13 protein-coding genes are annotated in these 12,328 nt (G+C 51.5%); all 13 read right to left on the bottom strand.

The window, feature by feature from the left end; translation table 11 throughout:
* Positions 1–52: 52 nt before the first annotated feature.
* The gene (gene traM, locus CIL02_RS04975) at positions 53–1,195 is read right to left on the bottom strand and encodes a conjugative transposon protein TraM (protein WP_094399547.1); all 1,143 of its coding nucleotides are present in this window, start codon (positions 1,193–1,195) and stop codon (positions 53–55) included.
* Positions 1,179–1,598, bottom strand: a complete 420-nt coding sequence (locus CIL02_RS04980; protein ID WP_094399549.1) for a hypothetical protein — start codon at positions 1,596–1,598, stop codon at positions 1,179–1,181. Before CIL02_RS04980 ends, traM begins: the two co-directional genes overlap by 17 nt.
* Positions 1,599–1,610: 12 nt before the next feature.
* The gene (traK, locus tag CIL02_RS04985; RefSeq protein ID WP_025830775.1) at positions 1,611–2,225 is read right to left on the bottom strand and encodes a conjugative transposon protein TraK; all 615 of its coding nucleotides are present in this window, start codon (positions 2,223–2,225) and stop codon (positions 1,611–1,613) included.
* A 21-nt stretch (positions 2,226–2,246) separates the two neighbouring features.
* Positions 2,247–3,377 carry a hypothetical protein gene (locus CIL02_RS04990; protein ID WP_094399551.1) on the bottom strand — a complete coding sequence of 377 codons (1,131 nt, stop codon included), beginning with the start codon at positions 3,375–3,377 and terminating at the stop codon, positions 2,247–2,249.
* Positions 3,378–3,392: 15 nt separating this feature from the next.
* On the bottom strand, positions 3,393–4,157 hold the full coding sequence (locus tag CIL02_RS04995) for a DUF5045 domain-containing protein (protein ID WP_094399553.1): 765 nt from the start codon (positions 4,155–4,157) through the stop codon (positions 3,393–3,395).
* A 27-nt stretch (positions 4,158–4,184) separates the two neighbouring features.
* On the bottom strand, positions 4,185–4,910 hold the full coding sequence (locus CIL02_RS05000) for a hypothetical protein (protein ID WP_094399555.1): 726 nt from the start codon (positions 4,908–4,910) through the stop codon (positions 4,185–4,187).
* Positions 4,911–4,924: 14 nt separating this feature from the next.
* Positions 4,925–7,462, bottom strand: a complete 2,538-nt coding sequence (locus tag CIL02_RS05005) for a hypothetical protein (protein ID WP_170935017.1) — start codon at positions 7,460–7,462, stop codon at positions 4,925–4,927.
* A 95-nt stretch (positions 7,463–7,557) separates the two neighbouring features.
* The gene (locus tag CIL02_RS16270; protein ID WP_158215499.1) at positions 7,558–7,713 is read right to left on the bottom strand and encodes a hypothetical protein; all 156 of its coding nucleotides are present in this window, start codon (positions 7,711–7,713) and stop codon (positions 7,558–7,560) included.
* 20 nt (positions 7,714–7,733) lie between these two features.
* The gene (locus CIL02_RS05010; RefSeq protein WP_094399559.1) at positions 7,734–10,439 is read right to left on the bottom strand and encodes a TraG family conjugative transposon ATPase; all 2,706 of its coding nucleotides are present in this window, start codon (positions 10,437–10,439) and stop codon (positions 7,734–7,736) included.
* Positions 10,440–10,606: 167 nt separating this feature from the next.
* Positions 10,607–10,906 (bottom strand): DUF4133 domain-containing protein, encoded by a 300-nt coding sequence (locus tag CIL02_RS05015; RefSeq protein ID WP_094399561.1) that lies wholly within the window; start codon positions 10,904–10,906, stop codon positions 10,607–10,609.
* A 48-nt stretch (positions 10,907–10,954) separates the two neighbouring features.
* Positions 10,955–11,320 carry a DUF4134 domain-containing protein gene (locus CIL02_RS05020; RefSeq protein ID WP_007837354.1) on the bottom strand — a complete coding sequence of 122 codons (366 nt, stop codon included), beginning with the start codon at positions 11,318–11,320 and terminating at the stop codon, positions 10,955–10,957.
* 58 nt (positions 11,321–11,378) lie between these two features.
* Positions 11,379–11,711 (bottom strand): DUF4134 domain-containing protein, encoded by a 333-nt coding sequence (locus tag CIL02_RS05025; RefSeq protein WP_005812854.1) that lies wholly within the window; start codon positions 11,709–11,711, stop codon positions 11,379–11,381.
* Positions 11,708–12,160, bottom strand: a complete 453-nt coding sequence (locus CIL02_RS05030) for a hypothetical protein (RefSeq protein ID WP_094399563.1) — start codon at positions 12,158–12,160, stop codon at positions 11,708–11,710. Before CIL02_RS05030 ends, CIL02_RS05025 begins: the two co-directional genes overlap by 4 nt.
* Between the last annotated feature and the right edge of the window lie 168 nt (positions 12,161–12,328).

The raw sequence follows: 12,328 nt of genomic DNA on the forward strand, positions 1-12,328 counted from the left end.
TGTTTATACTCTATGAGCCACCGTTCCCGAAAGTTTTGCTTTCGGGCAGTGTCTATTTCCTTTTCTCTTTCCCATTAACCAGATACACAAACGTCCCATACTTCAGCTTCACCTTATTCTTCTTGATAGCCTTACTGATGGCGTTGCTCGTCTTCTGGTAGGCATTGGTTACGGCTTGCATGCCCCATTGCGAGAAACTGTTGTTCGCTCCCGTCTGGTCGATGTTCATGTTGTTCTGCATCGCACCGCTCGCCACGTCCTTAGTTGTCTCTCTGAACTGGCTGCCGGGGACATACAATCCCTCTAGTCCGTCTGTGTCATAGAGCGAGAGCGAAACCTTTATCAGCTCATCATCCACCAAGATGGAGTTGATACTGCCCTTCACTCGCTGCGAACCGAAACCGCTCATGGTGGCATAGAGGTACGACCCTTTCTTCACCACGGTCTCACCAATCTCGATGTCATCAAGCAGTCTTAACCGCACCCTCGACCCGTCCGTGGCTTTCACGTCCTCGTCAATGATGGCCTTGATGAGCTTCGGCTCATGCTCGTTCTGAGTCAGGGTGTTGAAATAGTCGGAAGTCACCTTCACCTTCTTCACCACCTCCTGTGCCTTGTCCTCCTCGTCCAATGCCTTCACTGCCTTGCTGTCCTCGGCAATCTGACCTTTCACCTCAATCTGCTCCTTGGGCTGTTCAGCCTGTGTGGTGTCCTGGGCAACGGGAGCAACTGTTGACTGACCTCTCAGCCTCGCTTCGGCGAGTGCCTTGTTGAGTGCTTCGAGTGCTTCCGCTTCTCGCGCCTTGGCATCGGCCACTTCGGCTGCATCGTCCTTCTCTTCTGCCTGACGGACGAGTTCCGCAAGGTCTTCTTCTGTGTACTTGGATTCATACGTTTCTTTCTCTTCTTCGTTGTCACGCTCAATGTTATCCACCGCCGAATAGTCATCTATGCGACCATACGACTTCGCCATGTTCTCATATTTTCCGCCGATGCCGTCACCGTTCTTGATCTGCGCTCCGGGCAGGTTTGGGTTCAGAAACTCGGTGGTCTGCAGGTTCTTGTCCTGCGTTTCCGCCACCTCCGTATTGAACATGTCAAAGACAAAATAGCCTGTGGCAAGCAACGGGATGTACACGATGGCTGGCAGCATGTACTTCGGCTGACGGAAGTTTATCTTATCTGTTATTCTCATCGCTGTCTGATTTTGATGTTACTGACTTGTCTTGCTCCTCCTTGTCCTCCCGATGCGTCACGGGAGGAACCGTGCAGTGGGCGGCATCCATCAATTGTTTCATGCGCCCTTCCTGCCGCTCGATGGCACTTGCCGCCTCCGTCCGATGACCGTAGTACCTCGCCATCCTGTAGATGTTGATGCCGAAACACGTGGCGACAAAGCCGAACACGATGACGAGAAACAGCGTCTTGTGGGCGTTGGCGAAGCCTTGCACCTTAGCCGCCGCACGGTCTATCCTCGTGGTCTTGGCAAACTTGCGCCCTGCCGCCACCTCCTTCTCATACCGCTCCCTGTACTTGGGGTCGTTCTTGTCGGGCATATCCTCGCCCACAAGCATCCGTCTGATTCCTTTTACACTCATACCGCTGCGATATTAGAAGTTTGACTTCGACTTCTGCTCAATGTCCTTGTTGAGCAAGGTTCTCCAGTTGGTGATAAGCAATCCGTGAGGATTGTTCTCCGTCCTTGGCACTCGCTTCACCTGTCCCGCCGTCACCAGTTCACGCATCAGGATATTGCTCCTTCGCTCGATGCGTTGCCTACCGTAGTAGGTGAACTCCATCTTCTCCTTGTTGAACTTGATGCTGTCGCAGAAGATGCTGAACACGGCACTCGTACCCATGATGTTGTTGTAGAATCCCTTTTCTTTCAGCGTGTTGTACTGTGCCAAGCCCGTCTCGTCCACCAGATACATCGCCTTCTCCATCGAATAACGGATGTACTTGTCATCGGGAGCAAGCGTAAAGAAGTAGTGGTGGAACATCTCGATATGGCTCTTTGCCTCCACATCCAGCGTTTCCTCCATCGTGGTGCGGTTCACCAGTATGGGCACATTGCCGTCTAGCACATACACCTTCTGCTGCGCATCCGTCACCATGCAGCGTGCCGTCCAGATGCTCGACACCGAGATGATGATGCAGCCCACGAGAAAGGCAGAGCAGATGATGCCAACCAGTTTGATTTTGTTTTCTAAGTTCTTGATTACCATAATACATATATTTATTTGTTGTTATCTCATCACTGTCGCCATGGCTCCCGTAGCCGTCATCTTTGCCTGTTGCGCCACACCCTCGCCGAAGTTTCGGGTTGAGAAGGCGGTGTCGCCCTCTGGTATCATCCATGCCGCAAGGTCGGGCACGAGGTTCAGACACTTCAACGCCACGATGCTTGCCGCCATCAGATAGCCTGCCGAGAAGAACGAGTTTTGCAGATAGGCTGCCATCGTCTGCTCACTGGCAGTTATCGCAGTTAGGTTCTCTACCTGTATGCAGAGCACGATGTCAAAGAGCAACAGGACGTAAAAACCGACGAAGTAGAGCATGGCTCCGTAGAAATGTACTGTCAGATAACGGGTTAGCCACTTTGCCCATGATGACTCCCATTTTGGCAAGAGGGAGAACGCCCATTGTATCGGACCGAATATCGTGAGCATGCCGAGCAATATCTGCTGGCAGTATATCGTCGCCCACCAACCGATGCGGAACACAATCAGGGCTATCAGCATAACAATCTTGTCGATGCCCACCACAGCCCCTGCCGTCAGTGAGGTGAACCATAGCTTGCTGGCATCCTTCTCCATATTGGTCACTTCATCCACGCCCGTCTGCTCCATCGTCGCCTCTATCAGGTTGGGGTCTGAGGTGCCTTTGTGCGCCACGTCGGCTTGTGCCTGAAGGTCGGTGTACATCGAGTCTCTGACATAAACCAACTGCTGCACCTCCTCAAACTTGTCGGAGATTTGTGTTGCCTCTGCCTCGTAGAGGTCGTGGGTGTAACTGCCGATGCAGTTGGGGATATAGGATAGGAAGTCCAATACGCACCAGCTGCTGCCGCTGTTGGTCATGCCTGTGTCAGCAGGTGGGTACCACCAACAAAGGATGATGCTCACCACCAAGGGCTTGAACAGTTTCATCACGTCCAAAGGCTCGTTCTTCACCATCATCTTGTAAGCCATGCTTGCCGCCACGATGATAGAGAACAGTGCCGCCAATGCCATACACATTTGGAGAATCCACCAGAATGGCCCCTGTGAGCCTGTGAAGGTGGCATCGGTCAGGAACTCGTTGGTCTGGAATATCACATCATCAATCTCCTCTTCGAGGATGTTGATGCCGAAATCGCTGAGTATGTTGTCTGCCATAATAATTATTGTTTTTTATCTGTTTACGCTTTCTTCACCGTCACCATCGTTGGCATCATCGCTGTCAGACTCTGTCGAGCTCCTCACACCCTTTATGTTCTCCTGCCAACGGCTCTTCGCATCGCTGATGATGCTGCCTTTATGCACCACACGGTCGTTGGTGGCTGCCAGGAGAGCGGTGGTCTGGTTTTGGGTGTTGAGCTGAACGAGGTATTTCAGTAGTGTCTCGTTCTGTGCCGTCAGGTCGGCATAGATGCTCAGATATTGTCGTTTCCTCTGCGCATTGGGCATATAGGCATCCTTGGTGGATTTCACTGCACACTGGTACATATTGTATAGTTCCTCCCACCGACGCTTGTCATTGATGGTGCCTCCTGTGGGGATGATATGGTCAATGTTCGCCTTCATCTTGTCCAACTGACCGTTAATCTTGCTGCTCTCGGCAAGCCAGGCGAGGTCTATCTGTCGGTCGGCTACGTTTAGGGCTTCCACCTCTGCACGCTTGGTCAGGGCCGAGTCTATCTTCTCCGCATCATCCACTTGGTTGTATAGGTTGATGCCGGCAAGGGTACGGAAGCCCAACTTGTTCTTCTCTGCCGCCGTCTTCTTGTAGCTGTTGTGCAACAGCCAATAATAGAACTCAGGGGTGAGAGAACCGCCACCTGTCTCCATCACCGTTATCTGGTTCTGCTTCGATGAGTCGTGGTTATAGGTTACGCTTTGGGCTGTGGCTGAGGTGGTGGCTACTGCCGCCATAATGAGTATCATTGTCTTCTTCATATCTATTCTTCTTTTGTTTGCAATCCGTCAATAGTCAAGTTTTCCTGCCACCTTCCATCGGCTGAAGGCATCTTCGAGTATCTCTTCCTTCGTCCGGGTGCGATACACCTTCTCCTTCCAGTAGCCCATGCGCAACTGCACATACCTCCATGTCTGGAAGTAGGCTTGGTTCAGGTGTTTTTCTATCAGGTCCAACGAGTTGTTGATGTTGTCCAACACCATCAGCAGGTCGGAGGTGGAACAGGCTGCCGCTCCTGTAGCATACAACACGAGGTCGTTGACGCTATGATAGAGTTGGTTTCCCTCGTTGTATATGTTGTCGATGGCTTTCTTGTTGATGCTGATGAGCATCGTGTCCGCCAGTTCGATGTGTTTCCGCTTTATGACCTTATCAGTGAAGTCCTCCAACAGATTCTTGTAGTCACTGATGCGGTCGCTCACCGTCTGGTAGGTGCTCTTCACATTCAGCACTGTGCGCAACGACTGGTACATCACGTCGATGATGTCAAAGGCACGGGTGTATTTGTCCAAATCCACATTCAGTTCCTTGTACTTTCCCACCTCTTCACTGCTGTATTCATGCAGCAGTTGGTTGCTGTACTCCAGTGTGCTGCGTGCCAGCAAGAGGCTTCGCTGCTTCTTGTGGTCGTTGATGTATGCTTCCACCGATACCGCATCGAATCCCCACTGCGCCAAGGCTGTCTTGGGGAAGAGGGTAATCAGCAAGAGAGATATAATGATGGTATGTCTCATTCTTTGTTCCTCCCTCAGTTTTCGTTCTCGTTATCTTCACTATCCCCTCTGTTAGGGTCTGCATTCTCACGCCATCGCTCGTAGCACTCTTCAATGAGTGTCCTTCTGCGACCTTGCTCTGCGTCGATTGAAGGAAGAATGTCCATCAGCACATCAATGATGCTGCGCTTGTAGTGCATCATCTTCTCCAATGATACCAAGTCGGCATATATCTTGGTGATACGGCTGTCCACCTCACGGGCTATCTCCAGGCGGTCACTCGACCAGAGCAGATGTATCACATCGTCATTGTCTGCGGTCTGTGTCGCCTCGCTCTTGGCATACTCCGTGGTGATGCTGCACGATGGGAACTCCCGGGCTATCTCCGAGATACGGTTATTCACCTGCCTCGTCTTCTCCTCGTCAGAGGCATTCGGGTCGAGGGTGAGCACATCCACCACCTGCGTGTCGGTGTATTCCGAGGTCAGCTCCCATGATATTTGCAGTATCGCACGGTGTATTTTGATGCCAAGGAAGTACTTGGGCTTCCTTGCAATGGAGAGTGTCGCCTTGAAGGTGATAATGCCGTTGATGTTGGGCATGGTAGCAGTACGCACGTAGGTATAGCCGTTCCACGAACCGGCTCCTTGCCACGTGAGGTTGTAGGCAGACTTCACATCCTGCATGATGGCAGGGATGCGGTAGTAGTCATCGGTGGCGGTGGCATTGTCATTAGCCGCCTCACTCTTGGCATCCTGTATGTCTGCCAACTGCTGCTGCCATGAAGCCAACTCCTTCTTCAGGTTGTCTATCTTGGTCTTGTTGGCATTGTACTGCTGCCGCAAGGCTGGGGCTTCCTCCACGGAGGCATTGGCAATCTGCGTGAGCAGGTTTTTGTTCTCTGTCTCCAACTGGTTTATCTGCGCCTCCAACAGGGCTATCTTGCTGCTTGCTTCACGTTCCTTCTCGTCCAGTTCCGATAGGTCGAGATTATTTTCTGATACGGTTGTCCTCATGGCGCATTCCTTGCTGTGGGCATTGAGCGAACCGCCGCACTCACGGCACTTGTACTGCGTGCTGCCCTGTCCGAGGGTGACACCGTCCGAACAGGTGACGCTGATGGTAACGCTCTCCACGCCCTTCAGCTTGGCGGCATCGGTGGCTTGGTAGTAACGGCGTGCGTCACTGCCGATGTAATAGACATAGCCTTCTTTGTTGTCGTTATATTCCGAGAGGCGTGCCTGCAACTGACGCTTGAAGGTATTCAGATCCATGCTGTAGGAGTCGAAGACATCCTCATACACCTCTTCTACGTTGTTCCAACTCTTGGTAACGTGTATCTCGTATGCGTATGCTTTCTTGGTCTGCTTGCCGCCACGGCTGATGATGTACGACGACATCCAATAGTTCATCGTATAGGTGAAGCCCTCGTTCTGGGCGTTGAGTTGCTGCACACGGCTGCGACTCCATCCTGCATGGTTTTCCGAGTTGACCAATATCTGCTCTCGCTGTGTGCTGCTGGGGTAGAAGTTGGGGTCGGTGGTATTGATACGATACCAATGGTCACCGTTCAGTATGTTGTTGTCATCGGTCGGCGGATAGTAGTCACAGAGGCTCACACTGCCCTGGTCTCGTCGGGCGATGTACCAACGCTGCGTATAGTAGTTGCCCTGCGTCTCGCTCAGATAGTCAGTCATCCACGAAGTGATGTTGTAGTTGGAGAGGGCAAAGAGGTTGGCGATGCTGTCATGGCCTCCCACCAGACTGATAAGGGTACTGCCAATGCCGTTCTCTGCCTGTTCATAGAGGTCATGGTAGTTGTCATAGATGTCGATGATTTTGCTCACCTTGCCATTGAAAAGGTCGTTGAAGGCACTTTTCTGCAAGAGGGAATCCGCGGAGTTGATGCCTGCCGTAGCCAACGATGCCCCCATGTTGTAAAGTGTCTCGATGTCGGCGGCTAGATTCTCTACGGTGAAGTTGCCAGGCACACTGGCAATGTCGTCCAACAGCTGCTGCCAATCCACGTTGCCAATCTCCGAGAGTTTGAGGATGGCGGCTATCTCCTGGTTGATTTCCAAGAACTGGATGTCGGCAAAGGTCAGGCTGCTGTTGGTCACCACACTCTCAAACTGCATGCACAGCGACTTGGTGTCGGCACAAATCTTCATCAGATAACTGCCCCAGTAGAGGGCGGTCTGCGGACTTTTCAGCATCATGCCTGCCACCGTCCATATCTTGGGCATAATCTTGTTCGCCACCATATTGTGGATACGGCGGTAATAGTAATTCTCTGTGCTGCTGCTCCAGATGCCAAGGTCTGTGAAGGCCTTGCGCTCCAAGAACTTGGCGGCGAATATACCGGCAGTGGCAACCTCAGCGGCATTGTAGTGCTTCAAGATTTCGCCCACCTGCTCGTTATAATAGCTCTCTGCCATAGCTCCAGCACCGAATGCGGCAGCCATGGCGGCAACGGTCTGCTTGTCATAGTTCACGCTGTAATACTGCGCATGAACCTTTCCCACGACAAGCGTAAGACACATATATATTATAATAAGGTGTAAACGTCTCATTGCTTCACTACTTTACGTTTCTACTACTTTACTATTCCACTACTTTACTACTTGTAGTATTTACTATTGGTAGTATTCACTACAGATAGCATCTACTACTCAGCCACCGTTGGCTTTGCCTCCGTCCGACGCGACTCGGGATAGCCCAAGCAAGTCTTGGTCTCTCCGTTCACTGCTCCGTCCGTTCCCGAAAGTTTTGCTTTCGGGCATTTGGGCTTTCCGTCTATTCCGGGCTTTCCGTTTCCGTCCATCAGCCCCCGTGCTCGGCGCGTCAACGGATAGTGGCTCCATCGTCCGTCAGATTTAGCACATGTCCCGCCTCATTCACCTTCTGCGCAAATGCCAGCGACTTCCCGATACCACTGGCATCCCAGTCCCTGCAATACCGCTCAATAGCCTCCTGATGGCTGCATTTCAGTTCTCGCTTATAGAGTTTTAACGCCTCCTTCTCGGCTCGCTCAGTGGTATAGGTCATGTAGCACTCATGCGGTTCCTCCACACCATACACTCCGCTCGTGGATCCCCGTCGGATAAACACCTCACGAAAGAAACTTCTTCCTTCCTTGTTCTCCAAGCGGTTGACCGTGAATATCTTCTTGCAATCCACATCCGTCAAGCCTAATATCGCCTTGATCTCGTCGAATCGCTCACGGAACTTGCTCTGGTCGAGCAGCATCACCACATCGGAGTTGTTGATGATGGCCTCCTTCACGATGGGACTGCCGATGATGTCCTGTATCTCCTGTGTCACCACGCCCACGCTCGCCCAGAACTTTCTCGCTGTCTTGTAGAGGTACTTGATGTACTCTGCCATCAGCGGCGAGGCGATGGCTTTCCATGCCTCCTCGATGACTAAGCACTTGCGGTTCTTCTTCAGTCGCATCTTCTGCAGGAACACGTCCATGATGATGAGCGTCACGATGGGGAACAGCTGCTTGTTCTCCTTGATGGCATCCACCTCGAAGACGATGAAGGTCTCGTCGAACAGGGTGCTATCCACGTTCTCGTTGAGAATCTTGTCGTACTTGCCACCACGGTAGAAGTTCTGCAGCATATAGGCGAAGTTGTCGCAGTCGATGGTGGTGATGTTGTTCTCGATGCATATATGGTCGAGACGCTCACAGGCAAACTCATAGAACGAGTCAAACGACAGGGTCTTCACTGCCAATGCCATGCGCCGCTCCTCCAGTCCCTTGATGAGTTTCTCTACCTTGTCGTGTATCTGTGTCAGTTCTGTGCCGCGTCGCTTCTCCATCGTCGAGAGGTTCTTTCTCAGTGTCTCCTTCTGCGAGGATGGATAGGGTTGCACACCGTTGAAATAGAAGTCATAGTACTCCGTCACCAACTGCTCCACCACACGGAACTCCAGTTCGGGTATCTGCACCTCCGAACCTTTCCATATCAGCAGTATCAGGTTCTTCAGGAAGTCTATCTTCTCGATGTTCAGCTCTCTCTTGCTGATGTTGAAGGGGTTCATGGTAATGGGCTTGTCCTCCGTATAGGCGATGTACTTGCCGCCCACATACTCGCAGAGTCCCTCATACGAGTTACCCGTATCTACCATGACGATGTCGGTGTTCTGCTCCCACAACTGGCGCACCACGCTGTTCATGTGGAACGACTTGCCGCTGCCCGATGGACCAAGGCAGAAGAAGTTGGAGTTGTCGGTCAGTTTCTCCTTTCCCTCCTTTCCTGTGATGTCGATGGCTACGGGCACGCCCTGGCGGTCGGTATAGTAGATTTTCAGTGGGGTGTCCTCATTATGCACGATGCGCTCCTTGTACATCAGGCAGGTGGCGGCATCGCCGAGGGTGAGGAATCGGTCGTAGTCGGCATTCATGCCATAGCAGTTGCCGGGGAAGGAGTTGACAAAGAGCTCCAACTGGTTGTAGGCTCGCTTGCTGATGTGGATGCCCATGCGCGAGAAGGAGTTTTCCAGATGGTTGGTGCATTTCTGTATGTCGGTGTCACCGCTAACTGCCACCACAAGGTTGTAGTGGGTATATACGAGCTGCTTGCTCTCACGGGCTATCACCTCCTGCACTCGCTTGATGTCCTCCACAGCCATCAGGTTGCTGGGGTTGGGCATGGAGGCATGGCGGTTTTTCTTCTTGTCGAGCAGGGCAAGCTCACGTTTCTGGTTGGGCACGAACACCATCTGGTTGAACACCACACAGTCGGCACCGGGCACGCTATCGACGATGCTCACGAGGTCAACAGGCATACTGGTGTTGTTCACCTCTATATTGGCGTAGGGACGGATGACCGACGGCAGGTTGGCGCAATCCACATCCACCAGGCTATACACCTTGCAGCGGCGGTCACCCATGCCGATGGTCTCGTCATCCACATTGAAGTTGGTCATCGACACCACCTTGTCACGGAAGTTCATGGAGAAGAATCGGTCAACATACTCGCTGGCTTCCGCCTTGCCGAGGAAGCGGGACTTCACGCCAGCATCCCTCAACTGGTCTTGCACCTTACGTATCTTCACCAAGAAATCACGCCATTTCTTGTTGTCGAACGACATCAGGCGGCTCTTCTTGTTCTCCTGTGTGATGGTCAGGTAGCAGACGCTGTCGGTAAACGGTCTGCCGTTGAAATAGCGGAAGTAGCTCTGGCTCAGAAACTCATGGTTCCCTCCATTCTCTTCCTTGAACGCCTTCCTCACAAACACGTCCTGCTTATGCAACGCATAACCTTCGCCCAAGGTCTGGGCAAGGGCGGCGAAGAGGTGGGTGAACTCATAGTAGGCCTCGATATTGGCAGAGTATTTCTGCACGGGGTTCTCCATCTTCAGCACAGCAGAGTATTCGCCCGTCTTGGTATAGAGCACACCGATGCCATCCACTTCCTCAATGGAGAAGTAGATGTCCTGGAAGATGCGCTTGCGTTTGCCTCCCGTGCCGAATGCCTTGACACTGATGGCCATGCCCACGCAGATGGCTGAGAATATGAGTATGATGTATAGGGTCATTGTTCTTTTACTTTGAATAATAATCGCAAAAAGGCGGGCGCACCCTCATACGTGATGCCCCCACCTTCATTCAATTGAAATTACAGATTACATTCCACTTGGACATAATGGATTCTTTTTTGTTTTACAGTCTTTTCTTTCGGAATCAGCCCCAATAGGCTTCTTCCTTAAACTTTCTTGGAATAGGCATAGATGAATATGCCGTTGTCACTCTTCTTGCTGTGCAAGCCCTTGCGCTGCTTCATGACGATGAGAACGCCACCGACAGCCACGGCGAGGACAAGCAACACGAGTCCTGCCACGAAACCGAAGATACAGTAGCCGAGGATGAAGCCCGCAACGGATCCTCCCGCTGTGGCAGCCGCCCAGTAGATGTAGCGTCCCTGCAACCCGAAGAACTCCAATGGACGTTGCAGTCCCTTGAAAATGGGATAGTCCGGAAACCGTTCTTGCTTTGTATCAGCCATAACTGTCAGTGTTTTAACGTTCTACATACTCGCAATCTCACGCTGCGCTTAACCTCCAATACCGAAGAACAGAGGCAGTGCCTGGGCTGCTGCAATGAGGAAAATACATGCGCCGACGACCATCATGATCTTCTTCTTGACATCCTGTTCCTCGTTGTTCATGGCGATGTAAACTGAGATCGCACCGACGATGGCAACCACACCTGCAATGGCATAGCAGAGCTTCACTACGATAGGCACATACTTGGCAATTTCCTCCGTCACTGTGGTAAGCGCGGTCGTTCCTGCCGAGTAGTCGCCGGCTGCGTTCTGTGCCATTGCTGCGGTGGTGCCGACAAGCAGCATCAGGGCGAGCGTTTTCATGCGCTGTGAAGAGAAGAATCCCTTCACCTTCTTGTTAATCCTTTCAAACATTCTTTTTACCTTTTAATTTGTTACACTTTGAGTTATCTTATCTCGTATCACCTGTATCTCAAATCTGATAACCGAAGAAAGCGGGGAAGACGATGGTCGCTCCTATGAGGAACAGGCAGGCTCCCACCAGCATCATGATGTTCTTCTTCACTCCTTCTTCGCCCGTATTCATCTTTATATATATCTGCAAGGCGCTGACTATGACCACGATGCCCGCCACTGCATAGCACAGATAAACGATATAGAGCATCATCGTCACGGCATAGTCATGGGCACTCGCAAGTGCGTCCGCTCCCCAGCTGTAGTCCACGTTGCCACACTTAGCACTGGCCAGAGCTGGGGTTAAAGCGGCATATAATGATAGAAATGCACTTCTTGTTTTTGACATCATATCTCATTATTGAGTGATTCCACCTTGACCATGTCACGTCCGTTGTGTCGAAGTCCGCGGGCGATGATGGTGTTGTTCAATTCTTCCGAATACATGGGGTCGGAATAGGTGGTATTCACTTCCTCCATCTTCTTTTCGATTGCGCTTTGTATCTTTTCAAGCACATGAGGCTTGCTTTCTTCCGCAGTGGCGGCTGCCTCCTCTGTAGGCTCTGCCAACTGCTTCTCCTCGTAGGCTGTCTCATACTGGTTGTCGCCTACGCTGAAGCCGCCGTCGCTCTCGCAGACCGCTATCGACTCTTCCTCCTCGGTCATGTCACTGACATCAAACGACTCGCCCTGTGACTTCTCGTCCTTGGGCTTTCCATACAGATCCTGCACGATGATGACCGTATAGTAGATGACATAGATTACGGTCACTACAATGGCGAATATTACAAATGACTTCATATCTTCAAGTTTGATTTTACTATGATTTGGCTTATTGCCAGTGCAAAGGAACTACCTTTTCTTCAATATTAAACCGAAATGTCTTTCTGTAGAGCCAAATCTTAACTCTAATTTTGATTACAATTGCAATCATACTCAAAAATCAAACTCGAAGGGCACAAAAAAAGC

Origin of the sequence: Prevotella sp. P3-122 (assembly GCF_002251365.1) — a bacterium.
Lineage (GTDB): Bacteria > Bacteroidota > Bacteroidia > Bacteroidales > Bacteroidaceae > Prevotella.

What these genes read in the sequence shown, in the direction of transcription:
- traM (WP_094399547.1), bottom strand. Translation starts at nt 1,195, where the DNA reads ATGAGAATAACAGATAAGATAAACTTCCGTCAGCCGAAGTACATGCTG.
- CIL02_RS04980 (WP_094399549.1), bottom strand. Translation starts at nt 1,598, where the DNA reads ATGAGTGTAAAAGGAATCAGACGGATGCTTGTGGGCGAGGATATGCCC.
- traK (WP_025830775.1), bottom strand. Translation starts at nt 2,225, where the DNA reads ATGGTAATCAAGAACTTAGAAAACAAAATCAAACTGGTTGGCATCATC.
- CIL02_RS04990 (WP_094399551.1), bottom strand. Translation starts at nt 3,377, where the DNA reads ATGGCAGACAACATACTCAGCGATTTCGGCATCAACATCCTCGAAGAG.
- CIL02_RS04995 (WP_094399553.1), bottom strand. Translation starts at nt 4,157, where the DNA reads ATGAAGAAGACAATGATACTCATTATGGCGGCAGTAGCCACCACCTCA.
- CIL02_RS05000 (WP_094399555.1), bottom strand. Translation starts at nt 4,910, where the DNA reads ATGAGACATACCATCATTATATCTCTCTTGCTGATTACCCTCTTCCCC.
- CIL02_RS05005 (WP_170935017.1), bottom strand. Translation starts at nt 7,462, where the DNA reads ATGAGACGTTTACACCTTATTATAATATATATGTGTCTTACGCTTGTC.
- CIL02_RS16270 (WP_158215499.1), bottom strand. Translation starts at nt 7,713, where the DNA reads ATGGACGGAAACGGAAAGCCCGGAATAGACGGAAAGCCCAAATGCCCG.
- CIL02_RS05010 (WP_094399559.1), bottom strand. Translation starts at nt 10,439, where the DNA reads ATGACCCTATACATCATACTCATATTCTCAGCCATCTGCGTGGGCATG.
- CIL02_RS05015 (WP_094399561.1), bottom strand. Translation starts at nt 10,906, where the DNA reads ATGGCTGATACAAAGCAAGAACGGTTTCCGGACTATCCCATTTTCAAG.
- CIL02_RS05020 (WP_007837354.1), bottom strand. Translation starts at nt 11,320, where the DNA reads ATGTTTGAAAGGATTAACAAGAAGGTGAAGGGATTCTTCTCTTCACAG.
- CIL02_RS05025 (WP_005812854.1), bottom strand. Translation starts at nt 11,711, where the DNA reads ATGATGTCAAAAACAAGAAGTGCATTTCTATCATTATATGCCGCTTTA.
- CIL02_RS05030 (WP_094399563.1), bottom strand. Translation starts at nt 12,160, where the DNA reads ATGAAGTCATTTGTAATATTCGCCATTGTAGTGACCGTAATCTATGTC.